Origin of the sequence: Yoonia maritima (assembly GCF_043641945.1) — a bacterium.
Taxonomy (GTDB): domain Bacteria; phylum Pseudomonadota; class Alphaproteobacteria; order Rhodobacterales; family Rhodobacteraceae; genus Yoonia; species Yoonia maritima_B.
In genome coordinates this window covers 150,191-172,464 of the sequence record NZ_JBHZRX010000004.1, presented here as the reverse complement: position 1 = coordinate 172,464, position 22,274 = coordinate 150,191, and the positions used below count along the sequence as shown (strand labels likewise).

Annotated in this window: 21 protein-coding genes; 12 read left to right on the top strand and 9 right to left on the bottom strand. The window is 55.5% G+C overall.

The window, feature by feature from the left end:
* Positions 1–68: 68 nt before the first annotated feature.
* Positions 69–524, bottom strand: a complete 456-nt coding sequence (locus ACHUEV_RS10460) for a universal stress protein (protein ID WP_394179603.1) — start codon at positions 522–524, stop codon at positions 69–71.
* 228 nt (positions 525–752) lie between these two features.
* Entirely contained in the window at positions 753–1,769 is a 1,017-nt protein-coding gene (trpS, locus tag ACHUEV_RS10455) for a tryptophan--tRNA ligase (protein WP_394179601.1), read from the bottom strand.
* A gap of 84 nt (positions 1,770–1,853) precedes the next feature.
* On the opposite strand from trpS, the gene ACHUEV_RS10450 reads away from it, so the two are divergent.
* Positions 1,854–2,537, top strand: a complete 684-nt coding sequence (locus ACHUEV_RS10450) for a rhomboid family intramembrane serine protease (RefSeq protein ID WP_394179599.1) — start codon at positions 1,854–1,856, stop codon at positions 2,535–2,537.
* On the opposite strand, the gene murJ is transcribed toward ACHUEV_RS10450, so the two are convergent.
* The 3 genes from murJ to ACHUEV_RS10435 all read right to left on the bottom strand — a co-directional run bounded on the left by murJ (position 2,534) and on the right by ACHUEV_RS10435 (position 8,132).
* A complete protein-coding gene (gene murJ, locus ACHUEV_RS10445) occupies positions 2,534–4,120 on the bottom strand; it encodes a murein biosynthesis integral membrane protein MurJ (RefSeq protein WP_394179597.1) in 1,587 nt (528 codons plus the stop codon). The two genes, ACHUEV_RS10450 and murJ, sit on opposite strands and share 4 nt — an antisense overlap.
* 108 nt (positions 4,121–4,228) lie before the next feature.
* On the bottom strand, positions 4,229–7,042 hold the full coding sequence (locus ACHUEV_RS10440) for a [protein-PII] uridylyltransferase (RefSeq protein WP_394179595.1): 2,814 nt from the start codon (positions 7,040–7,042) through the stop codon (positions 4,229–4,231).
* Entirely contained in the window at positions 7,002–8,132 is a 1,131-nt protein-coding gene (locus ACHUEV_RS10435; protein ID WP_394179593.1) for a penicillin-binding protein activator, read from the bottom strand. Before ACHUEV_RS10435 ends, ACHUEV_RS10440 begins: the two co-directional genes overlap by 41 nt.
* Before the next feature lie 141 nt (positions 8,133–8,273).
* Between ACHUEV_RS10435 and rsmI the strand changes: the two genes are divergently transcribed.
* The 4 genes from rsmI to ACHUEV_RS10415 all read left to right on the top strand — a co-directional run bounded on the left by rsmI (position 8,274) and on the right by ACHUEV_RS10415 (position 11,391).
* Positions 8,274–9,134, top strand: a complete 861-nt coding sequence (rsmI, locus tag ACHUEV_RS10430) for a 16S rRNA (cytidine(1402)-2'-O)-methyltransferase (RefSeq protein ID WP_394179591.1) — start codon at positions 8,274–8,276, stop codon at positions 9,132–9,134.
* On the top strand, positions 9,131–9,487 hold the full coding sequence (locus ACHUEV_RS10425) for a YraN family protein (RefSeq protein WP_394179589.1): 357 nt from the start codon (positions 9,131–9,133) through the stop codon (positions 9,485–9,487). Before rsmI ends, ACHUEV_RS10425 begins: the two co-directional genes overlap by 4 nt.
* Before the next feature lie 70 nt (positions 9,488–9,557).
* On the top strand, positions 9,558–10,502 hold the full coding sequence (gene gshB, locus ACHUEV_RS10420; protein ID WP_394179587.1) for a glutathione synthase: 945 nt from the start codon (positions 9,558–9,560) through the stop codon (positions 10,500–10,502).
* Positions 10,503–10,551: 49 nt separating this feature from the next.
* Positions 10,552–11,391 carry an alpha/beta hydrolase gene (locus ACHUEV_RS10415; RefSeq protein ID WP_394179585.1) on the top strand — a complete coding sequence of 280 codons (840 nt, stop codon included), beginning with the start codon at positions 10,552–10,554 and terminating at the stop codon, positions 11,389–11,391.
* Here the strand turns inward: ACHUEV_RS10415 and ACHUEV_RS10410 are convergent.
* Genes ACHUEV_RS10410 through cobU form a run of 4 tightly spaced genes read right to left on the bottom strand, consistent with a single transcriptional unit; the run spans position 11,361 to position 14,771 of the window.
* Positions 11,361–12,875, bottom strand: a complete 1,515-nt coding sequence (locus tag ACHUEV_RS10410; RefSeq protein ID WP_394179583.1) for a YifB family Mg chelatase-like AAA ATPase — start codon at positions 12,873–12,875, stop codon at positions 11,361–11,363. The two genes, ACHUEV_RS10415 and ACHUEV_RS10410, sit on opposite strands and share 31 nt — an antisense overlap.
* Before the next feature lie 51 nt (positions 12,876–12,926).
* The gene (locus tag ACHUEV_RS10405; protein ID WP_394179581.1) at positions 12,927–13,616 is read right to left on the bottom strand and encodes a glutathione S-transferase; all 690 of its coding nucleotides are present in this window, start codon (positions 13,614–13,616) and stop codon (positions 12,927–12,929) included.
* Positions 13,617–13,674: 58 nt separating this feature from the next.
* A complete protein-coding gene (locus ACHUEV_RS10400) occupies positions 13,675–14,253 on the bottom strand; it encodes a histidine phosphatase family protein (RefSeq protein WP_394179579.1) in 579 nt (192 codons plus the stop codon).
* A complete protein-coding gene (gene cobU, locus ACHUEV_RS10395) occupies positions 14,250–14,771 on the bottom strand; it encodes a bifunctional adenosylcobinamide kinase/adenosylcobinamide-phosphate guanylyltransferase (RefSeq protein WP_394179577.1) in 522 nt (173 codons plus the stop codon). The genes ACHUEV_RS10400 and cobU overlap by 4 nt, the downstream gene beginning before the upstream one ends.
* Positions 14,772–14,867: 96 nt before the next feature.
* On the opposite strand from cobU, the gene ACHUEV_RS10390 reads away from it, so the two are divergent.
* From ACHUEV_RS10390 to ACHUEV_RS10360, 7 genes are all read left to right on the top strand, one after another.
* Positions 14,868–15,746 carry an RNA polymerase factor sigma-32 gene (locus ACHUEV_RS10390; protein ID WP_394179575.1) on the top strand — a complete coding sequence of 293 codons (879 nt, stop codon included), beginning with the start codon at positions 14,868–14,870 and terminating at the stop codon, positions 15,744–15,746.
* A gap of 67 nt (positions 15,747–15,813) precedes the next feature.
* Positions 15,814–17,007: a bifunctional phosphopantothenoylcysteine decarboxylase/phosphopantothenate--cysteine ligase CoaBC gene (gene coaBC / locus ACHUEV_RS10385; RefSeq protein ID WP_394179573.1), complete on the top strand. Its 1,194-nt coding sequence runs from the start codon at positions 15,814–15,816 to the stop codon at positions 17,005–17,007.
* The gene (dut, locus tag ACHUEV_RS10380; RefSeq protein ID WP_394179571.1) at positions 17,004–17,459 is read left to right on the top strand and encodes a dUTP diphosphatase; all 456 of its coding nucleotides are present in this window, start codon (positions 17,004–17,006) and stop codon (positions 17,457–17,459) included. Before coaBC ends, dut begins: the two co-directional genes overlap by 4 nt.
* The gene (locus ACHUEV_RS10375) at positions 17,456–18,511 is read left to right on the top strand and encodes a HesA/MoeB/ThiF family protein (protein ID WP_394179569.1); all 1,056 of its coding nucleotides are present in this window, start codon (positions 17,456–17,458) and stop codon (positions 18,509–18,511) included. Before dut ends, ACHUEV_RS10375 begins: the two co-directional genes overlap by 4 nt.
* A gap of 42 nt (positions 18,512–18,553) precedes the next feature.
* Positions 18,554–19,336 carry a transporter substrate-binding domain-containing protein gene (locus ACHUEV_RS10370; RefSeq protein ID WP_394179567.1) on the top strand — a complete coding sequence of 261 codons (783 nt, stop codon included), beginning with the start codon at positions 18,554–18,556 and terminating at the stop codon, positions 19,334–19,336.
* 17 nt (positions 19,337–19,353) lie between these two features.
* Positions 19,354–20,142, top strand: coding sequence for an amino acid ABC transporter permease (locus tag ACHUEV_RS10365; RefSeq protein ID WP_394179565.1), 789 nt, complete (start codon positions 19,354–19,356; stop codon positions 20,140–20,142).
* 91 nt (positions 20,143–20,233) lie between these two features.
* A complete protein-coding gene (locus ACHUEV_RS10360) occupies positions 20,234–22,261 on the top strand; it encodes a M3 family metallopeptidase (RefSeq protein WP_394179563.1) in 2,028 nt (675 codons plus the stop codon).
* Positions 22,262–22,274 lie beyond the last annotated feature (13 nt).

Genomic DNA, 22,274 nt, shown 5'->3' with positions numbered 1-22,274 from the left:
ACCTTTTTTGTCAGGGTTCTGATATGCGCCTTGGACAGGTCTATGTCAAGGTTTGGAACGATTCTAAACTAGGTAATGGCTTCAAGGCGTTCTTTCGAAAGGTCGCCGGGCACAATTGTAATTGGAATGGGCAAGCTGCCGGATTGGCGCGACAGCTGCGTCACCAAGGGGCCGGGCCCTTTGTTATCTGTCCCCGCGCCTAGGACAAGAACTCCGATGTCGGGGTCTTCGTTTACGTGGTTAATAATCTCGGTCAGGGGCTCGCCTTCGCGGATGATCAGTTCTGGATGGACGTTCTGGCGGTCGCGCATCCATTTGGCGAAGACTTCGAAATGAACTTCGATCCTTTCGCGCGCTTCAGCACGCATGATTTCACCAACGCCGATCCAGTGGTTAAATTCATCTGGCGGGATTACCGACAAGATCGCGACACCACCGCCAGTTTTGGCCGCCCGCATCGCAGCGAAACGCATGGCATTTAAACATTCGCGGCTGTCGTCAAGGACGACCAAGAACTTACGCATAATCAGCTTTCTCCCGTTCGGGCTGATACTGAAGCATAGTTACGACACTGGCAATGAAATTGAAGCAGTGATCATACGCTGGCGTTCGGTGCCGGGGGACACCGAACGCCTCGTATACCGGGGCGTCCAACTGGGCGGGACGACGACGCCCGGGCGGGGCGTGCAGAGCGAATCGATGCGACGCAACCCCATGCTCGGGGTGGCGCGATTCAGTTTTGTGACGGTCGCTTAAGACCGTAGCAATCCAACGATGTCGTAGGTCTGCTTGAGGATCGGTTCAGCAATTGCGCGTGCTTTTTCCGATCCGGCTGCCAAAATGCGATCGATTTCAGCGGGGTCGTCCATGAGCCGTGCCATTTCTTCGGAAATGGGTGCCAGTTTAGCGACGGCAAGATCAGCAAGTGCGGGTTTGAATGTTCCCCATCCAGCACCGGGGTACTGTGCGATCACGGCCTCGGGTGTTGTATCGTCCAATGCGGCATAGATTTCGACAAGGTTCCGTGCCTCTGGGCGGTCAGCCAGCCCTTCGACTGTTTCGGGCAGTGGCTCTGGGTCGGTTTTTGCTTTCTTGAACTTCTTGGCGATCTTGTCAGCATCATCGGTCATGTTGATGCGTTCCATGTCGCTTTCGCCCGACTTTGACATCTTCTTGGTTCCGTCGCGCAGGTTCATGATGCGCATGGCTGGTCCTTCGATGACTGGGGTGGGCATTGGGAAGAAATCAGTTTTGTAGTCGTGGTTAAACTTGGCGGCGATGTCACGGGTCAGTTCAACGTGCTGCTTTTGGTCTTCGCCGACGGGAACATGGGTTGCGTGGTATAGCAAAATGTCAGCGGCCATCAGGGAAGGGTAGGCGTATAGGCCTAGCGATACTTTTTCAGCGTTGCTGCCTGCTTTGTCTTTGAACTGGGTCATGCGGTTCATCCAGCCGACACGCGCCACACAGTTAAAGATCCAGCCGAGTTCCGCATGCGCGGCGACTTGGCTTTGGTTGAAAAGGATCGATTGCGACGGATCAAGGCCAGCGGCCAGATAGCCAGCGGCAACTTCGCGGGTCATATTGGCCAGCTCTTTTGGGTCCTGCCAGACCGTGATCGCGTGCATGTCGACGACGCAATAGATGGTTTCCATCTGGCCTTGCATGCCAACAAACCGTTTGATCGCACCAAGGTAGTTGCCCAGCGTCAGCCCGCCAGAGGGCTTAATCCCAGAGAAAACGCGGGGCGTGAATGTCGTATCTGTCATTGTAAAATGTCCGGGCTGGATTTCGGGGCAGGGGTCGCATACCCATGCCAGACGGACCCGTCAATTTCAACAGCCCAAGGCCGCATGATGAAACCTGAAAGCCCAATCAACGCTATTCCGCCAATTATTATTGTGCTGACACTGATTATCGTTGCCGTCGAATGCATCATGCAGCTTGCTGATTTAGGAGTCTTAGGCGGCGCGCGGGGTGTCGGCTGGCGTGTCGCAGCGATCCAAGACTACGGTTTTTCTGGCGCTGTGCTGGACCGAATGTTGATCCACGGGGACTATTCATTCGGAATGATGCGCCGATTGGTGACCTATCCGTTCATCAACGCGAACCTGACCCAAGCGGCGTTTTGCGCTGCATTGACCCTTGCCTTGGGGAAATTCACGGCAGAGTTTTATGGCGGCATAAAAATCTTTGTACTCTATGCAGTAACGGCGATCATCGGTGCTTTGGTCTTTGGCTTGTTGGCACCAAACAATTACCCACTGATCGGTGGGTTCCCGTCGGTATATGGTTTGATTGGGGCATATACCTATGCGCTGTGGCTGAACCTTGGCGCAATGGGGCAGAACCAGCTACAGGCGTTTCGCTTGATCGCTGTGTTGCTTGGGCTTCAGTTGTTGTTCGGGCTGTTGTTTGAGACCGGTTATGGCTGGGTCGCGGAATTGACCGGATTTGTTGTTGGCTTTGCGTTGTCGCTATTGCTCGCACCCGGCGGTTGGACGGCGTTCTTGGGCCGAATGCGGCAGCGGTCTTAGCGGCGCAGGTTGCGTTTGAACTCGGCGAGCTTGAACGCACCAATCAGATGCCCGATCCCAAAATAGCTGACGATCCCAATTAGGACCAACACCAGCAGCGCAAGGTAGCGCAGCGTCGCGACGCCGAAGAATGGCGATAGCAACGCAGCCGTTACCCACAAGATCAGCCCCATTCCAGCAGATGCCAGAACGATGCGGGGAAGCCTCTGTTTGAACCGTGCATCAAATTTTGATGCGCCATCCATATGACGCGTGCCATTCAGCAAAAGCAGAACGGTGGCCCAACCGGTTAGGGACGTGCCAACCGCCGCAGCTATATAGCCGATAAATGGCGAAAGGCCGATCGCAAGTGCGGCGTTAAGGGCAAGCGCGACCAAGGCGTAATAGAATGGCCGTTTGGTATCTTCGCGCGCGAAATAAAGTGGCTGAAGCGTCTTTTGCATAACAAACGCGGGCAAGCCAAGGCCATAAATCGCAACGGCAATCGCTGTCGCTGCAGTGTCGTCGCTGTCAAAGACACCACGTTCGTACAAGACACTGACAAGCGGGAGTGAGATCACCATGAGCGCGACCGCAGCAGGTACTGTCAGCGCAAGGCTGATTTCGCTGGAACGGTTAAAGGCGTTTTGCCCGCCTTCGTGATCGCCTGCACGCAGGCGGCGCGATAGATCGGGCAACAGTACAACGCCAATCGCGATGCCAACGACACCGAGCGGCAGTTGATACAGGCGGTCAGCGTAGTTCAGCCAAGCAACCGCGCCGTCAAAGAAGCTGGCGACCTGACGCCCAACCAAAAGGTTGATCTGTACGACGCCGCCAGCCAATGCAGCAGGGGCGGCAATAATAGCAAGGCGCTTGAGTTCGGGGGTCATCTTGGGCCGCTTTAGTCGCAGCGGGTATCCCGCCCTTGCGGCCGCCCACCAAACCAATGCCATCTGCGCAAGTCCCGCAATTGGTACAGCCATCGCCAATGAATCGCCCACTTGGAGACCAAGCGCGTCATCAATCCCCATTCCCAGTGCGTCAGATACTGGGCGGCCCATTGCAGCCGAGATCACCATGGCAAGGATAAATATGACGTTCAGCAATACAGGTGCCGCGGCAGCAGCCATAAAGCGGCCCGTCGCATTCAATACGCCGGACAGCAGCGCAGCCAATGAAATGAACAGAATATAAGGGAACGCGAGGCGACCATAGCTGACGGCAAGGTCAAAGCGTTCATCGCCGATAAAACCGCTGGCCATTGCGGTGACCAGTACGGGCATGAAGATGATGCCGATGACCGTAAAACCTGTCAGCAGAACGGTCATGCCAACAAATGCGTCCTGCGCAAACTTATGCGCACCTTCGTCGCCTTCCAGCTTTTTAGAGAACATCGGCACAAAGGCCATGTTAAACGCGCCCTCGGCAAAGAAGCGGCGGAAAAGGTTTGGCAGTGAAAACGCGACCAAGAATGCCTCGGCAACGGGACCAGTCCCCAAATAGGCCGCGATCATGATGTCGCGCACAAAGCCAAGCAATCGGCTGGCCAAAGTCCACAAGCCAACGGTGAAGAAGCCCGACATCAAACGGATTGGTTTCATAAAGTGTTGACCTCGATCATAAAGGCGTTTCGGCCAACCCTATGGAAGCGCTGGACGCGCAGCAAGAATGCGGTTGTGCAGAAACTGTGCAGTGCGTGGTCATGGGCATCAGGTACGTGCCCGTTCAGAACCTTGTTCGATTGCCTCGCGCAGTTTGCGTTCAAGTGCCGCGCGTTTCGAGTCTGAATAGTATTTCAGCCCAACCATGTCCTTCACATAGAAAGTATCGACGACTTGCTCACCATATGTCGCGATCACCGCAGAGGCGATATAGACATAGTTATTCGCCAAAGTGCGCGTCAGGTCATAAAGCAGACCGGGACGATCCCGAGAGTCGATCTCGATGATGGTGTAGATCGCAGAGCCTTCGTTATCGAAGGTGATGTTCGTCGGTACCTTGAACGCACGTTCGCGTTTCTTAATCTTGTCTTTGCTAACAAGCGCGTCACGCGCGACGACCTCACCCTTGAGGGTTTTTACGATCATTTGGCGCAGGCGTGGCAGACGAGATTCTTCATAGGGGTGTCCGTCGTTGTCCTGAATCCAGAAAGCAGCCGTCGCATAGCCGTCTTTCGAGGTATAGGTCCGCGCGTCCACAATGTTTGCACCAACCAGCGCCAATGCACCTGTCATGCGGCTGAATAGGCCGGGGTGGTCGACCATAGCGAAACAGGCACGGGTGGCGTCGCGGTCTTCGTCCAGCATGAGGTCAATGCGGATTTCATCGTCGGATATGTCGCGCAATAGGTTCGCGAAAATGACGTGTGCAGCAAATGGCAGGCCCTGCCAATAGGGCCCATAGTGGCGGGCCGATTCCACCTTAAGATCTTTGGCGGACCAATCTGACAGCTCATCACGTAGCGCACGTTTGGCTTCGTTTTCGCGCGCCTCGCGGTTCAGGTCTTCTAGGCCATTTTGCAGGGCGTCTTTCGTCGCGGTATACAGATTGCGAAGAAGAACCGCTTTCCAGTTGTTCCACGTTCCGGGGCCAACGCCACGGATATCACAAACGGTCAGCACGGTGAGTAGGTCGAGCCGTTCAACGGATTTCACGGCCTTGGCAAAGCCACGCACGGTGCGCGGTTCGGAAATGTCACGCTTTTGCGCGACATCCGACATCAATAGATGATACCGGATCAGCCATTCGACAGTGTCGCAGTCTTTCTTGCTGAGGCCAAGCCGCGGGGCGACCTTGCGGGCAATCTGCGCACCCAAGATTGAATGGTCTTCGTCCCGGCCTTTACCGATGTCGTGCAGTAACAGCGCGACATACAGGACCTTGCGGTTCACCCCACGCTCTAGAATGCCGGACGCGACTGGCAGTTCTTCGATCAGCTCTTTGCGCTCGATTTGGGCAAGATTGCTGATGCACTGAATGGTGTGTTCGTCGACAGTGTAGTGATGATACATATTGAACTGCATCATCGCGACGATGGGCGCAAATTCTGGAATGAACGCGTCAAGAACGCCCAGTTCATTCATGCGCCGCAAACCACGTTCAGGGTTTCCGTGCTTTAAAAGCAAGTCGATAAAGATACGCCGCGCTTCTTTGTTTTGGCGCATGTCTTCGTCGATCAGTTCAAGATTCGCCGCAATCAAACGCATCGCATCCGGATGCAGCAATGTGCCTGTGCGTAAGGCTTCCTCGAATATGCGCAGCATGTTCACGCTGTCAGCAAGAAACGCGTCTTCGTCTGCAACTGTCAGGCGGTTTTGCTTGATCGCATAAGGGGCTTTCGCCTTTTTGCGCCGCGTGAGGAGGCGCACCAACATCGGTTCAGATTTGGTGTGCGTGGCTTCTAGCGCGGTCAAGAAGATACGGGTCAATTCGCCGACGCTGTTGGCCTGCCGGAAATAGGCCTGCATAAAGTGTTCAACCGCCCGGCGTCCGCCGTGATCCGTATAGCCCATTGCCTCGGCGACTTCGACTTGTAGGTCAAATGTCAGCTGGTCCGTTGCCCGGCCTGTAATCAGGTGGAGGTGGCAGCGCACGGCCCACAGAAAATCTTCGGCAGTCACAAAGGTTTCGAATTCGTCAGGCGAGAAAACCCCAAGACCAACTAGGTCGGCGGCGTCTTTTACGTCATTGACGTATTTACTGATCCAGAACAGCGATTGCAGATCCCGTAGACCGCCTTTGCCTTCTTTGACGTTCGGTTCAACGACATAGCGCTGGCCACCTTGTTTACGGTGCCGTTCAGCACGTTCTTCTAGTTTGGCCTCGATGAATTCACCGGCGGTTCCCTTGAACAGGTCCGACCAAAGTCGCGCACCCAACCGTTTGGCAAGCTTTTCGTCACCAGCAAGGTACCGGTATTCGACCAGCGACGTCCGGATCGTGTAATCCTCGCGAGCGAGACGAACGCAATCCTTTACTGTGCGGCTGGCGTGGCCGACCTTAAGCTTAAGATCCCACAGCATATAGAGCATGGATTCAATCACGCTCTCGGCCCAAGGAGTGATTTTGTAGGGCGTCAGGAAAAGTAAATCGACATCGGATTCCGGTGCCATTTCGCCACGGCCATATCCACCCACAGCTATCAGCGATAGCTTTTCACCCTCAGTTGGGTTGGGCAGCGGGTGCAATCGTTGTGTCGCGACCTCAAGCACGAGTTCGACGATTTGATCCGTAAGCCAAGCGTAGGCGCGGGTTGTCGGACGCGATGCGAACGGCTGCGACCGGAATGCCGTTGCGATTGCGTCTCGACCAGCGTCGCGTGCATTTCCGAGGATCGAAACAGTCGCTGCGCGCACATCTTTTTCGGCGCTGAGCGGATCAAGCGCTTTGGCTAGTTCAGCCGCGATGGCATCACGATCAAAAATCTCAGACGCCGGACAGATAAATCCATCCGGCGCATTGGGGTTCAATTCTGAAGCCAGGTCAGAGACCTGCGCGACCGAAGCTGCGAGGGGCTTGTTCAAGGATGACTACCTGATTTTCTCTAATTGTGGCGACTGCCAATGCGCGTTGGTTCAGCCCGTTTGGAAGTAGACGGAATACACCGGATGTACCACGGAAACCCTGCGGAGAGGTCAACGCAGATTTGGTAAGGGCGTCGGATTTACCTGCGGCCACCAAGGCGCCAATCGCAGCGATGCCGTCATAAGCGAGACCAGCAAGCGGGTGTGGCTGTTGGCCATATGTGGCGGCGTAGCGGTTCTCAAACAGGGTAGCGGTCGATTGGTCAGGCATTGCAAAAAGGCCACCTTGGACACCCGGGAGCGCATGTAGCCGGGGTACATTGTCCCATCGAGTCAGACCAACGAACTTTGTCGTTTCAGTGTTCATGCCTGCGTCGGGCAGTGCGGTTGCGATCAACGGAAGATCGTTGAGCGCCCCAGCAGTGGTAAAGACGGCTTGCGCCCCTGAACTTCGGACACTGGATGCAATTCGACTGGCCGATGCGAAGATACCTTGCTGTGAAAATGGATAGCCTTCCATCCCAACAACTTGCGCACCATTATTTTTAATGGCTCTGGCAATTGCTTGGCTGCCAACTTGACCTCCGGTATCGTTAGCATAGGCGACAAGATAACGGTTTATACCCTGCCGGGCGCCATACTGAACAAGACGGTTCGCGGTGTTCTCGAAGGTTGGTCCAAGAACAAAAACGTTCCCGCCAGCGATGCTTGTCGTATTTGAGAAAGACAAGACATTAACGTTTCGTCCAGCAACCGCCAAGCCCGCAGCATTCGCGGCTTCACTGTAAACGGGCCCTAGAATGATCTTTGCCCCGTCGTTGACGGCGGTTACAGCGGCGTTCGCAGCGGTCGCTGGATCGCTAGCCGTGCTGTAAACACGCAATTCGATCTTCGCTCCTTCAAGGTCAGCGATAGCCAAACGTGCAGCGTTTTCCAAGTTTTGCGAAAGGAGTTCATCGTTGCCGTCTCCTGAACCGCGCGGGACAAGAAGGGCTACTGGCACGGGATCACCTGTGTCAATCTGTTGCCCGACGTCAGCGCCAGGTGCCAAGGTGACGTCGCACGCGGCGAGCCAAAGGAAAGCGGTCATGGTAAAAAATTGTACCACTGCGGTACGAGCACTACTGTATCGAGCAAACATATGCGTTATCCTCCTGGATCGGGCGACGTGCCGTGACGGTGTCGCAGCCATTCAAGACCATCATAAAGCAGGGGGCACTCGGGTCCAGATATGAATTTTGCAAACAAGCCACTCTCTGCCGGGTTGTACTTTGTCGCGACGCCAATTGGGTCTGCGCGAGACATGACGCTGCGCGGGCTAGATATTCTTGCCTCCGCCGATTTGATTGCCGCCGAAGACACGCGGACAGCCCGTAAGCTAATGGAAATTCACGGCGTGCCACTGAACGGTCGTAAGGTCGTCGCCTTCCACGATCACAGCGGCGACGGTGCGATTGCGCGGCTTGTGCAGGATATTAGAGACGGAAAATCAGTCGCTTACGTGTCAGAGGCGGGAACACCTTTGGTTGCTGATCCCGGATATGAGCTGGGCAAAGCCGCGATTGCTGAAGGGCTGATGGTCACTTCGGCACCCGGTGCTTCCGCGGTGCTTGCAGCGCTGACCGTTTCTGGCTTGCCGACTGATCGCTTTGCCTTCGTGGGTTTTCTTCCGGCGACGAAACAGCAGCGCGAAACTGAAATTGCGGGGCTGCGAGATGTCCCATTTACGCTGGTATTTTACGAAAGCCCGAAACGCGTTGGGGAAATGTTAGGGAATCTGCGCGATGTATTGGGAGGGGACCGGCAGGCTGTGGTGTGTCGGGAACTGACAAAGAAGTTCGAAGAAACCTCGCGGGGGACACTGGCCGAATTGGCAGAGGCCTTTGATGGGCGCTCTGTGAAAGGTGAATTGGTCGTGCTGGTTGGGCGTGCGGGCGCAACTGACGTGGCTGAAATGGATGTCGAAGATGCGCTGCGTGATGCGATGCAGACGATGCGGGTCAAAGACGCGGCGACAGTTGTTGCTGGTGCGTTAGGGTTGCCACGTAGACAGGTCTATCAGGTCGCGTTGGGCATGAAGGAAGATGAATGACAGGACACACTAGCTATCACGCGGGGTTAGCCGCAGAAGAAATCGTTGCGCGTGACTATCAACGCCGCGCGCATAGTGTTGCGGCACAACGTTGGCGCGGCAAAAGCGGTGAGATTGATTTGATCATGCGTGATGGCACCACAGTAGTTTTTGTCGAAGTTAAGAAAAGCCGTAGCTTTGCACGCGCCGCAACGCGGCTAAGCCGCACTCAGATGGATCGCATTTGCGGTAGCGCGTCAGAGTTTTTGGCCGGTGAACCACGTGGCCAGTTGACCGATGTGCGCTTTGATTTGGCGATGGTGGATGGCACTGGTGCGGTGAAAGTGATCGAAAACGCCTTCATGGAAAGCTGACTGGCCCATTGCACAAGGCATGTGCCTGCGCCATGTATCAGGGCAACACTGCATTCAAAGAGGTTGTAACATGTCGCTGAAAATTGCTTTCCAGATGGATCCGATCGGTCCCATTGATATTAACGCGGACAGCACGTTTCGTATCGCTGAAGAAGCACAGGCACGTGGGCATTCGTTGTTCTACTACACACCTGACAAGCTTGCGTTTGATCAAGGGCGAGTAACAGCGCGTGGCTGGCCGCTGACGGTTCAGCGGGTCAAGGGCGATCACTTTACACTGGGTGAAGAGCAGACCGTTGATCTGGGTGAATTCGATGTAGTCTGGCTGCGCCAAGACCCGCCGTTCGATATGGGCTACATCACGACGACGCATATCCTGGATATGATCCATCCGAAAACACTAGTCGTGAACGATCCGTTTTGGGTGCGAAACTATCCTGAAAAGCTGCTGGTGCTGAACTTCCCCGACCTAACCCCGCCAACAATGATCGCTCGCGATCTTGAAACCTTGCGCGGCTTCCGCCAAGAGCACGGCGATGTCATCCTTAAACCCCTTTATGGCAACGGCGGAGCCGGGGTGTTTAAGCTTGCCCATGCTGACAGCAATCTAGCCTCACTACATGAATTGTTCAGCGGCATTAACCGTGAACCATTGATCATGCAGAAATATCTGCCGGCGGTTTCCAAGGGTGATAAACGTGTGATCCTTGTGGATGGTGAACCTGTCGGCGCAATCAACCGCGTGCCAGCAGCGGGTGAAACCCGGTCAAATATGCACGTAGGTGGTCGTCCAGAGAAGGTCGCGCTGACAGATCGTGACCGCGAGATTTGCGCCAAGATTGGGCCTTTGTTGCGTCAAAAAGGTCAGGTTTTCGTTGGTATCGATGTGATCGGCGATTGGCTGACCGAAATCAATGTGACCTCACCGACTGGCATTCAAGAGCTTGAACGCTTTGACGGCACCAATGTCGCCGAAAAAATCTGGCTCGCGATTGAAGCACGTCGCGCCGGATAACATGCGACTGCGCATTTTAAATTTCTGGCTGCGCTATATGGTGCGGCCAGTGCTTAGTTTCCAGAGTTCACCGGCACGCGCTAAACGGGCGTTTGAATTCGTCGCCCCGTGGGTATTTCGCGGCCCGCCGCACATTTGTCACCTAACTGAAGCCATCGAAGACCTGACCCTGAACTGGGTGAGTGTTGGCAGAACTACCCCTCGGCGGGTGATCTTGTATTTGCACGGTGGTGCCTATTTCGCGGGGAGCGGGGCCAGCTATCGCGGTCTGCTGGGGCGAATCTCTAAATTGACCGGCATCCGCATGTGCGCGCCTGACTATCGGCTGCTGCAAGACGCCCCATTTCCCGCAGCATTCGAAGATGCCGTTCTGGCGTGGGATTTGCTGATAGCAAAAGGTTATCGGCCGCAAGACATTGTTCTAGGCGGTGATAGTGCTGGTGGCGGGTTAATGTTGGCCATGTTGGCCCATCTGACCCAACGCGGGCAGCAGCCGCGCGCGGCATTTGCGATGTCGCCTTGGGTCGATCTGACCCTTCTGGGGAAAAGCCTAACGACGAAGCAAGAAGTTTTGCTTCCTGTTTCTCGGATGGATGACGTCGTGGACCGTTACTTGGGCAGTGCCGCACGTAACGACCCGCGCGCATCGCCGTTATTTGCAAAGTTTGATCGGCCTCCACCTGTGTTGATACAGGTCGGTAGTGGTGAAGCATTGCGTGATGATGCGGTGCGAATGGCGGACGTGTTAGGGGACGCAGCAGACCTGCGTATCTGGGACGGTGTCCCACATGTTTGGCAGATGTTTGACGGTTACATCCCTGAAGCGCGCAAAGCGCTCAGGGAAATTGCGGAATTTGTTCAGACCTCTTTTGCCATGGACAATCGATAGCTGACAGCTTCGGCGACATGCGGTTTGCGCACGTCTATGGCCCCATCAAGATCGGCGATGGTTCGTGCGACCCGTAGTACTCGGTGATATCCGCGTGCAGACAGTCCGAAACGCTCGGCGACTTTGACCAGCAGATCACGCCCGTCTGCGTCTGGTGTTGCGATTTCTTCTAGTACCCGCCCTTCGGCGTCTGCGTTCACACGCATCCTGTCATGGTCTGCAAAGCGTGCCGTTTGCACATCGCGTGCCCGCGCGACGCGTTCGGCTACGGTGGCGGAGCTATCGCCGTCTTGGGGGAGGTCGAGATCGGTAAACGCGACGGGGGGTACTTCGATCCGCAGATCAAATCGATCCATCAGGGGGCCGGAAATGCGCCCCATGTAGTCATCGCCACATTGTGGAACACGGGCGCAGGCGCGCGCTGGGTCGGAAAGGTAGCCGCATTTGCATGGGTTCGCTGCAGCCACCAGCATGAACCGACAGGGGTAGCGCACATGGGCATTGGCGCGGGCGACGACAACTTCGCCAGTTTCAATCGGCTGTCGCAAGGTTTCCAGCACGGTGCGTGCGAATTCTGGGAATTCATCCATGAATAGCACACCATTATGCGCAAGGCTGATTTCACCCGGTTTTGCCGTACGGCCACCACCCACGATCGCTGGCATCGACGCCGTATGATGAGGTTCCCGGAATGGGCGTTCACGGTTGATCCCACCCTCGTCTAGCAGACCAGACAGAGAGTGGATCATTGACGTTTCCAGTGCCTCGACCGGTGACAATGGTGGCAAGATGCCGGGGATACGCGCGGCCAGCATCGATTTCCCAGAACCGGGAGAACCGACCATGATCAGATGGTGCCGACCTGCTGCTGCGATTTCCAACGCGCGTTTAGCGCGTTCTTGGCCTTTGACTTCGGATAGGTCGCGGCTGCTGCTGGTGCCGTGGACTTCGCCGGGCTCGGACGGGGATAGAACCGATTGACCTGTGTAGTGCCGGACAACATCGGCCAAGCTGCGCGGGGCGATGACATTGGCGGCGCCTACCCAAGCGGCCTCTGCCCCGCAGGCGTGCGGACAAAGCAATGTGCGGTCTTCGTCAGCTGCGGCCATCGCAGCGGGGAGCGCACCAACCACAGGAACCAACGTGCCATCCAGTGACAGTTCACCCAATGCCACGGTTTGGGCAGCGTCGTCTTGCGGAATGATGTCGAGTGCCGCGAGCAACGCGAGCGCGATGGGCAGGTCGAAATGCGACCCCTCTTTGGGCAAGTCGGCGGGTGATAAGTTCACCGTGATCCGCTTGGAGGGCAACGCAATCGCCATGGAGGTCAACGCAGCGCGTACCCTCTCGCGGGCTTCGGACACAGCTTTATCTGGTAGACCAACGATCGAAAACGCGGGAATGCCCGGCGTCACGGCGCATTGCACCTCGACCAGCCGGGCCTCGATTCCTTCAAATGCCACTGTGTAGGCCAGTGCGACCATGTCCACGCTCCGCTTTTTGTTAACGGTTACGTGGTCGTGGTTTACGAATGGTTAAGATGCATCGCCAGGCCATGGTTTACGGCCAAGGTCCATTGGATAGGGCCACGGATCGTAGTTTTCTGATTTGGATGCATCGCGCCATGCCAAAAACGCAGGATCGCTAAGGTGAGCGTCGACATAGGCTTGGGCGGCATCGCTGACCGGCAGGTCATAAGCCGTGATCCGCAGGGCAACGGGCGCGTAAAAGACATCGGCCAATGTATATTCACCAAATAACCAAGGCCCGTTCTGTCCGTGTCGCGAGCGCGCTAACGCCCAAAGTTCCTCAACGCGGGCAATGTCTGCCAATACGGCCTCGGACGGCTGGAACCCTTCCCATACGTGGGTGATCATGTTGGGGCAGGCATCGCGGAGAGCCATAAAGCCCGAATGCATTTCATGCGTGATTGTTCGCGCAAGGGCGCGCGCAGCTCCGTCGCGTGGGTAAAGGTTGATATCTGGGTGCCGTTCGACCAGCGTTTCGCCCATCGCCAGACTGTCAGTCAGCACGTAACCTTCGGGTGTCTGCATTGCTGGGACTGTGCGGGCTGGGGCCAAATGCGCCAGTTCTTCGCGGTAGGTGCCAGCATATAGCCCTACCAAATGTGTGTTATAATCCAGCCCGAATTTTTCGAGCATAAGCCAGCCGCGCAAAGACCAGCTGCTGAAGGTGCGATCACCAATGTAAAGTTCATATGTCATGGCCAAACCTTAGCGCGCGGTCAGCCACATGCATAACGACAAAATGTGACGGACCTCATCACGGAAGGTGATTAACGACGCCCAGTTCCCACCCCTGCGGTCCAACAGACATTTGCGTGATGGACAGGTTGTCGACCTGGTGTCCCATTGCTTGATAGGCAGTACTGCCGCTGGCGCGTTGGATTTGTGTCATGATGACACCGATGTGTGCGGTCAGGATGATGTCTTGGCCGTTGTGGCGTTGGCACAGATCGTCAACGACGGCATTGACCCGCTTTGCAACGGCGTTCCAGCTTTCGCCGTCAGGGGCTGTTAGGTCACCGGGTTCTTCCCAGAAACGGCGGCTTAGGTCTGGGTCGCGTTCTGCGACTTGGGTAAAGTGCAGACCGTCCCATGCGCCAAAGTCGAATTCGCGCAGGCCCGGATGATCGGGCAGGCGGGTACGGTTTCGCATGATGGCGTCCGCTGTTGCGGATGCACGGATCAGGTCTGATGAAATAACGATCGCGGTTTCCGGTAGGTGGTCAGCGACCCGATTAATCAGCGCATGATCGGATAGGTCCGCAGGAACATCGCGCCAGCCGACAAATGCTTTTTCATGGGTTGGGCCATGCCGCACCCACCATAGTCGGGTCACGGCAATTGCCCCTTTAGCGTCATCGGTAGCCCTGCCATGACAGCAACGACAAGATCAGCCTTGGCCGCGATCTGTTGGTTAAGCGTGCCTTGCGCGTTCCGAAACCTGCGCGCCAGCGCGTTGTCCGGCACAATCCCTTGGCCTGTTTCATTCGAAACAACGACCACTGGGCCTGCGCAGGTATCAAGTGCAGACAGCAACGCCGCGCTTTCTTTGGCAAGGTCATGTTCGCCTAAGATGATGTTGGTCAGCCATAGCGTGGCGCAGTCGATTAGCACGGCTTCGTCCTCTGACACCCGGTTCAGGGCAGACGCGACATCAATGGGTTCTTCGATGGTATTCCAAAGATTTCCGCGCTGATCACGGTGGCGCGCAACCTTTTGCGCCATCTCGTCATCAAAAATCTGCGCGGTTGCGACGTAAACTGGGTTACACTGCGTATTAAGCACAAGGCCTTCTGCAAAGGCTGACTTACCGGAGGCCGCCCCGCCTAGCACGAGTGAGAGTTTGGGCAGCATCTGTTTGAAACCTTTTTTGATCCAGAGCGTTGGTTCCCTACGTAAACGAATTACACAGCAAAGTTAATGCTGCGCATTCACCTAAGGAGCGGTTTGATGAGCACCATTGGTATTACTGATCAGAATTTTTCGCGCAACGCGATGAAGGCGGAAATGTTAGACGCCGAAACCGAGTTAGCGCTGGCCTATGCATGGCGTGATAAACGCGATGAACAGGCGCTTCATCGGCTGATCACGGCGTATATGCGGTTGGCAATTTCGATGGCCGCAAAATTCAAACGCTACGGCGCGCCGATGAACGATCTGATCCAAGAGGCGTCAGTCGGCCTGATGAAGGCAGCAGATAAATTTGACCCAGACCGTGGCGTTCGTTTTTCGACTTATGCTGTCTGGTGGATCAAGGCATCCGTCCAAGAATACGTGATGCGGAACTGGTCGATGGTTCGTACCGGATCGACATCATCGCAAAAATCGTTGTTCTTTAACATGCGGCGCGTTCAGGCCCGGATCGAACGCGAGGCTGCCGCCGAAGGACGCACAATTCCGACGCATGAACTGCATCAGCTTGTCGCGACCGAGGTTGGCGTGCCGTTACACGATGTCGAAATGATGGATGGCCGTCTTTCTGGGGCGGATTATTCGCTTAACGCCACGCAATCGGTCGAGGATGAAGGGCGTGAATGGATTGACGCATTGGAAGACGATAGCCCCCAAGCTGCAGAAACTGTCGCGAACAATCATGACAATGACACGCTAAAGCAGTGGCTATCGACTGCGCTGGGTGGATTGAACGAGCGCGAGCAGTTCATTGTCTATGAACGTAAAATACGAGATAACCCACGCACCTTAGAAAGCCTTGGCACGGAAATGGGCCTGTCAAAGGAACGTGTTCGTCAGCTCGAGGCTGCAGCCTTTGGTAAGATGCGCAAAAGTCTTGAGCGCCAAAGCCCAGAGGTACACGCATTTTTCGCATAAGGCCTGTCATTGTCTTTCCGGTATGAACTGACCTAAGTTCAACCCGAGTTAATACCGGAGACAGCACATGCTGGCGGAAAAGCACATATTGTTAATTGTTGGTGGCGGTGTCGCTGCCTTTAAGGCGTTGGACTTGCTGCGTCGTTTGCGTGAACAAGGCGCAAAGGTCACACCTGTTTTGACGAGGGCAGGGGCGGAGTTTGTAACCCCGCTTAGCCTTTCTGCGCTATCTGCGAGCAAGGTTTATCAAGACCTTTTTGATCTGACAGACGAAGCCGAGATGGGGCATATTGAACTGTCACGCGCTGCGGATCTTATCGTTGTGGCCCCTGCAACAGCCGATCTGATGGCGAAGATGGCAAATGGGCTGGCGAATGATCTGGCTTCTACTTTGCTTCTTGCGACAGACAAACGCGTTTTGGTTGCCCCGTCGATGAATGTGCGCATGTGGGAACACCCAGCCACGCAGCGCAATTTGGCAACTTTGAAAGGTGATGGTGTGCTTGTCGTCGGACCAGATGAAGGCGCGATGGCTTGCGGCGAATACGGTCCGGGTCGCCTTGCCGAAACGCCTGATATTATCGTGGCGATTGATGCGGCGCTGTCAGATGGTCCTCTGAAGGGAAAGCATGTCTTGGTGACCTCTGGCCCCACCCATGAGCCGATTGATCCGGTGCGCTACATCGCGAACCGATCTTCGGGTGCGCAAGGAACAGCCATTGCCAAGGCGTTGGTTGCGCTGGGCGCGAAAGTGACTTTTGTTACTGGTCCTGCCGATGTGCCACCACCCGCAGGCGCGCGCGTAATTGCCGTTGAGACTGCGAATGAAATGCTCGACGCCGTAATTGGTTCTTCCCCTGCTGACGCCGCTGTATTCGCTGCTGCAGTTGCTGATTGGCACGTCGCGAACGCCGGCGATAGCAAGATTAAAAAGGACAAATCGGGACTTCCCAAGCTTGAGTTCGCAGAAAATCCGGACATCCTTGCGACGGTGTCACAAATGAAAACCGGACGCCCTGCGCTTGTCGTTGGCTTTGCTGCGGAAACGGACGATGTGATTGCCAACGCCACGGCCAAACGCCTGCGCAAAGGGTGTGATTGGATCGTCGCAAACGATGTGTCGCCTTCGACTGGCATCATGGGCGGCAGCGAAAATGACGTGACCTTGATCACTGCTGACGGCGCCGAAGACTGGCCGCGCATGTCAAAGGATGCCACGGCGGCTGAGCTTGCCACACGAATTGCAAAGGCCATCACGTGACACCAGAAATTACGATCCAATGGGATGACGGGGCCGACGTTGGCCTTGGGCTTCCTTCTTATGAAACGCCCGGTGCGGCTGGCGCCGATCTACGTGCGAATTTACCGGACAAGCGGGCAATTGAATTGCCGCCCGGTCGCCGCGTGCTGGTCCCAACAGGCCTACGCATGGCGATCCCGCAAGGCTACGAAGTTCAGATCAGGCCGCGGTCGGGGTTGGCTCTTAAGCAAGGGATTGGGTTGGTGAATAGCCCCGGTACGATTGACAGCGATTATCGCGGTCCAGTGGGGATTATCCTGATTAACTGGGAGCAAGACTATTTCACCATCGAACACGGCATGCGCATTGCACAGATGGTAATAGCGCCAGTTGTGCAGGCCCGGTTTCGTCCAGTTGCGTCCTTGGACTTGACGTCGCGCGGTTCGGGCGGATTTGGATCAACCGGCCTATGATTATGGTCGGGGCAATGGCCGCTGCTCTTTGGGGTATCGGCATGTTGATGGGCGCACCAATGCGTGCGCGCTGGACGATGCTTGCCATGTTGATTGGTGCAGTGATCCTAGGGCATCTTGTGCTGCCCGACGGACACCCATTACGCATGGCGACAGGTGGTGATGTGCGCCTATGGATCATGCTTATCGTCTTTGGCGGGATCATTGCAGGCTATCGAAACCTTTTGGGGCGCGTGCGTGCGCGCGCCGTTTCAAACGCGACGCCCGAACAAATCCCTGCTAGTTTTTCCGATACCGAACTGAACCGCTATGCCCGCCATATCATATTGCGAGAGGTCGGTGGCCCCGGACAAAAAGCGCTGCGCGATGCATCGGTTTTGGTCGTTGGGGCAGGGGGATTGGGTGCTCCTGCGCTTCAATATCTGGCAGCAGCTGGGGTTGGCACGATCGGGGTGATCGACGATGATTTAGTCGAAAACGCGAACCTTCAGCGGCAGGTGATCCATTTGGATCGCAATATTGGTGTGCCAAAGGTGCATTCCGCCGCCGAAGCGATGCGTGCGCAGAACCCGTTCGTGACTGTGCAACCTTATCATCGGCGTCTGACTGCTGAGATCGCGAATGACTTGTTCGCTGAATATGATGTCATCTTGGACGGCACCGACAATTTCGATACCCGGTATCTGGTCAATCGCACTGCTGTCGCGTTGGAGAAACCGTTGATCGCAGCCGCGCTAACCCAATGGGAAGGGCAAATTAGCGTCTATGATCCCACCAATGGCACCCCGTGCTATGCCTGCGTGTTTCCCGTGGCACCCGATGCAGAACTTGTTCCTAGCTGCGCCGAGGCTGGCGTGATCGGGCCGCTGCCGGGCGTTATTGGTTCCATGATGGCGGTTGAGACAATTAAGCTGATTACGGGCGCTGGTGATGGTCTGCGTGGGCGGCTGCTGATTTATGATGCGCTTTATGCGCAAACACGGACAATTGCGGTTAAGCCACGTAAGGATTGCGCTGTTTGTGCGGGCAAGGGCTTGCGCGTCTCGGGCTGAGGCTCTTAGGCTGATCCACAATTTAGATCAGTGGAGATTACCATGAAAACGCTTGTGACACTTGCTTTGGCTCTTTGTGCCACCTCTGCCATCGCCGAAGGCCATTTGCCCAATTTGGAAGGCCAAGAGATCGTGGTGGTTACTGAAAACGCCTATCCGCCGCTACAGTTCATTGACGGTAACGGTGATGCCGTGGGCTGGGAATATGACGCCATGGCTGAGATCGCGAAGCGTCTGAATGCCACCGTTGTTTATGAAAATATTAGCTGGGATGCGATGATCCCTGCCGTATCAGAAGCCCAGTTCGATATGGGGATGACGGGAATTACGATCCGCGAAGACCGGGCCGAAGTCGTTGATTTTTCTGATAGCTATATGACCTCTGAAATGGTGATGCTTGTTCGTGGCGATGAGGATCGGTTCAATGATGCTGCCGGATTTGCTGCGAACGAAGATTTATTGATGGCCGCACAGCCGGGCACGACGCCCTTTTACGTCGGCGTCTATGAGGTTCTGGATGGTAATGAGGCAAACCCACGTATCCAATTGATGGAAACATTCGGGGCCACGGTGCAGGCGTTACGTGTTGGTGACGTCGACCTTGTTCTTACCGATGGGACTGCTGGCAACGGTTATGTCGCGGCCTCTGATGGTGGGCTAAAGATTGTTGGTGAAAAACTAGGGACCGAGGATTTTGGTTTTATTTTTCCTAAAGGGTCAGATTTGGTTGCCCCGATCAACGCGGCCATTGCTGATATGAGGGCAGATGGAACAATTGATGCGCTGAACACGCGGTGGTTTCTTGAATACAAAATGGGTGAATAGGCGCGGGGCGAACCGGGTTGCACCCTAAGAATACCGATAAACCGGATTTCCCTTATTGGCTGGTCGCTGTCGTCGCGATCGGCCTTTACTTGTTTTGGCAGGTCATCGCGGATGAAACTTACACCAAGGTCCTGCACACCCTGAGCAAAGGCATATGGGTGACGGTCTATGTGACTGTGATCGCCTATTCGATTGCTTGTGTTCTTGGGCTGGGTTTGGCGCTCGCGGGGATGTCGCGGTCGTTGGTGTTACGCCAGTTTTCACGGTTCTACATTGAAGTTGTGCGCGGCGTGCCTATTATCGTTTTGTTGCTGTATGTGGCCTTTGTTTTGGCACCGGCGCTTGTTTCTTTGTGGAATTGGATGGCTGAACTGACTGGGTTCGATCCTATCCGCACACGCGATTTTTCGTTGCTTTGGCGCGCTATCATCGCGCTGACCTTGGCCTATGCGTCGTTCTTGGCCGAGGTGTTTCGTGCTGGCTTGCAGTCCGTCGACACCGGCCAAATCGAAGCGGCCGAGGCGCTTGGTCTCAGTCGGTGGCAGGTTTTTCGGCTTATCGCCTTTCCGCAAGCCTTGCGTACGATTCTGCCTCCACTTGGGAACGACTTTGTCGCGATGCTAAAGGATTCTAGCCTTGTTTCGGTGCTTGGCGTGACGGACGTCACGCAGCTGGGCAAAGTGACGGCGGCGGGCAATTTCAGATACTTTGAAACCTACAATGTCGTTGCTTTGGTTTATCTGACGATGACCATCAGCCTGTCGATAGCGCTACGCCGATTTGAGCAGCGAATGCGCAGGCGATGACCGCCGATTCGGAGTATTTTGCACAAAGCGAGGGTCAAGTTCTGGCAAATTCGATGTCAGAGGCATAGCTATAGCCCAAAGGAGATTTGCCATGACTAATCCACTGCTTGCCGATTGGGATACGCCATTTGGGCTGCCGCCATTTGATCAGATCACTGACGCGGATTTTTCGCCCGCAGTGGATGCTGCGTTGGCCGAGTCGCGCGAAAACATCGCCGCGATTGCAGACAATCCTGACGCGCCGACATTTGAAAACACTATCGAGGCGCTTGAGCTGGCAGATGAAACATTGGGCCGCGTGCTGGGTGCATTTTATGGCGTGGCTGGCGCAGACAGCAATCCCGCGCGCGAGGCGTTGCAACGGGAATTTGCACCCAAGCTAAGTGCTTATTCGTCTGAAGTGTCAGAGAATAAGGCGCTGTTCGCGCGCGTCGAAACGCTTTGGGCGGCGCGTGATACGCTTGACCTGACCGATGAACAGCAACGCGTTTTGATGTTGTCACGCCGCACCTTTGTGCGCTCTGGTGCTTTGCTAGAAGGTGACGACGCCGTGGCCCTGCGCAATGTAAAGTCACGTCTTTCGGTTTTGGGTACAGAGTTCACTCAAAACTTGCTGGCTGATGAACGTGAATGGTTCATGCCATTGGCCGCAGGCGATATGGATGGTCTGCCTGATTTTGTGATCGCCACGGCCAAAGCTGCGGGTAAGGACAAGGGAGCCGACGGTCCGGTTGTGACGTTGTCGCGATCCTTGATCGTACCGTTCTTGCAGTTTTCTGAACGCCGCGATCTGCGTCAAAAGGCCTATGAAGCATGGGCCGCACGGGGTGCAAATGGCGGTAAAACGGACAACCGTGCGCTTGCCGCTGAAACGCTGAAGTTGCGTGAACAGCGTGCTGGTTTGCTGGGTTATGAAACATTTGCTGATTTCAAGCTAGAGACCGAAATGGCTGGTACCCCTGCGGCGGTACGTGATCTGTTGATGAAGGTTTGGAAACCCGCCAAGGCGGCAGCTGAGGCTGACGCCGAAGTACTAAAGCGTATGCTGCATGCTGATGGATGGGATGGCCCGCTAGAGCCTTGGGACTGGCGTTTCTATTCCGAAAAGCGCCGCAAGGAACTGCATGATTTGGACGAGGCCGAGTTGAAGCCATATCTTCAGCTTGATCGCATGATCGAGGCGTCGTTCGCTTGTGCAAATCGCCTGTTCAACCTTGATTTTGCGCCAATCGAAGGCCCGATCTATCACCCTGACGTGCGCCTGTGGGAAGTCACCCGCAACGGTGAACATATTGCCGTGTTCATCGGTGACTATTTTGCGCGTGGCTCCAAGCGTTCCGGCGCGTGGTGTTCTGCGATGCGGTCGCAACAGCGTCTAAGCGGTGACGTGCGCCCGCATGTCGTCAACGTTTGCAACTTTGCAAAGCCAGCAGAGGGTAAACCTGCGCTATTGTCTTATGATGATGCTCGGACTTTGTTCCACGAATTTGGCCACGCCTTGCATCAAATGCTGTCCGATGTGACCTATGAAAGCATCAGCGGTACATCCGTTGCACGCGATTTTGTAGAACTACCAAGCCAGCTTTATGAACACTGGCTAGAGGTGCCTGAGGTGCTTGCTGAATTTGCGACCCATTCAGAAACAGGCGAGCCGATGCCAAAAGATCTGCTGGATCGCATGTTGGCCGCGACGACATATGACATGGGTTTCCAAACCGTCGAATATGTTGCGTCTGCTTTGGTCGATCTGGAGTTCCACAATGGTCCGGCCCCTGCCGACCCTATGCAAAAGCAGGCGGAGATTTTGGAAGACATCGGTATGCCGCATGCGATCCGGATGCGCCACGCAACCCCGCATTTCGCGCATGTCTTTGCTGGCGACGGGTATTCGAGCGGTTATTACAGCTACATGTGGTCAGAGGTAATGGACGCAGATGCATTCGCCGCGTTTGAAGAGGCAGATGACCCCTTTGATGCGGATACGGCCAAGCGGTTGGAGAAAACTGTCCTGTCCTCTGGCGGATCAGTCGATGCCGCAGAGCTATACACGGCGTTTCGTGGGCGTCTGCCTGGGGTTGATGCTTTGCTCAAAGGGCGGGGGCTAGATCAAGCTGCGTAGGTGGATTGGAATC

What these genes read in the sequence shown, in the direction of transcription:
- ACHUEV_RS10460 (WP_394179603.1), bottom strand. Translation starts at nt 524, where the DNA reads ATGCGTAAGTTCTTGGTCGTCCTTGACGACAGCCGCGAATGTTTAAAT.
- trpS (WP_394179601.1), bottom strand. Translation starts at nt 1,769, where the DNA reads ATGACAGATACGACATTCACGCCCCGCGTTTTCTCTGGGATTAAGCCC.
- ACHUEV_RS10450 (WP_394179599.1), top strand. Translation starts at nt 1,854, where the DNA reads ATGATGAAACCTGAAAGCCCAATCAACGCTATTCCGCCAATTATTATT.
- murJ (WP_394179597.1), bottom strand. Translation starts at nt 4,120, where the DNA reads ATGAAACCAATCCGTTTGATGTCGGGCTTCTTCACCGTTGGCTTGTGG.
- ACHUEV_RS10435 (WP_394179593.1), bottom strand. Translation starts at nt 8,132, where the DNA reads ATGACCGCTTTCCTTTGGCTCGCCGCGTGCGACGTCACCTTGGCACCT.
- rsmI (WP_394179591.1), top strand. Translation starts at nt 8,274, where the DNA reads ATGAATTTTGCAAACAAGCCACTCTCTGCCGGGTTGTACTTTGTCGCG.
- ACHUEV_RS10425 (WP_394179589.1), top strand. Translation starts at nt 9,131, where the DNA reads ATGACAGGACACACTAGCTATCACGCGGGGTTAGCCGCAGAAGAAATC.
- gshB (WP_394179587.1), top strand. Translation starts at nt 9,558, where the DNA reads ATGTCGCTGAAAATTGCTTTCCAGATGGATCCGATCGGTCCCATTGAT.
- ACHUEV_RS10410 (WP_394179583.1), bottom strand. Translation starts at nt 12,875, where the DNA reads ATGGTCGCACTGGCCTACACAGTGGCATTTGAAGGAATCGAGGCCCGG.
- ACHUEV_RS10405 (WP_394179581.1), bottom strand. Translation starts at nt 13,616, where the DNA reads ATGACATATGAACTTTACATTGGTGATCGCACCTTCAGCAGCTGGTCT.
- cobU (WP_394179577.1), bottom strand. Translation starts at nt 14,771, where the DNA reads ATGCTGCCCAAACTCTCACTCGTGCTAGGCGGGGCGGCCTCCGGTAAG.
- ACHUEV_RS10390 (WP_394179575.1), top strand. Translation starts at nt 14,868, where the DNA reads ATGAGCACCATTGGTATTACTGATCAGAATTTTTCGCGCAACGCGATG.
- coaBC (WP_394179573.1), top strand. Translation starts at nt 15,814, where the DNA reads ATGCTGGCGGAAAAGCACATATTGTTAATTGTTGGTGGCGGTGTCGCT.
- ACHUEV_RS10375 (WP_394179569.1), top strand. Translation starts at nt 17,456, where the DNA reads ATGATTATGGTCGGGGCAATGGCCGCTGCTCTTTGGGGTATCGGCATG.
- ACHUEV_RS10370 (WP_394179567.1), top strand. Translation starts at nt 18,554, where the DNA reads ATGAAAACGCTTGTGACACTTGCTTTGGCTCTTTGTGCCACCTCTGCC.
- ACHUEV_RS10360 (WP_394179563.1), top strand. Translation starts at nt 20,234, where the DNA reads ATGACTAATCCACTGCTTGCCGATTGGGATACGCCATTTGGGCTGCCG.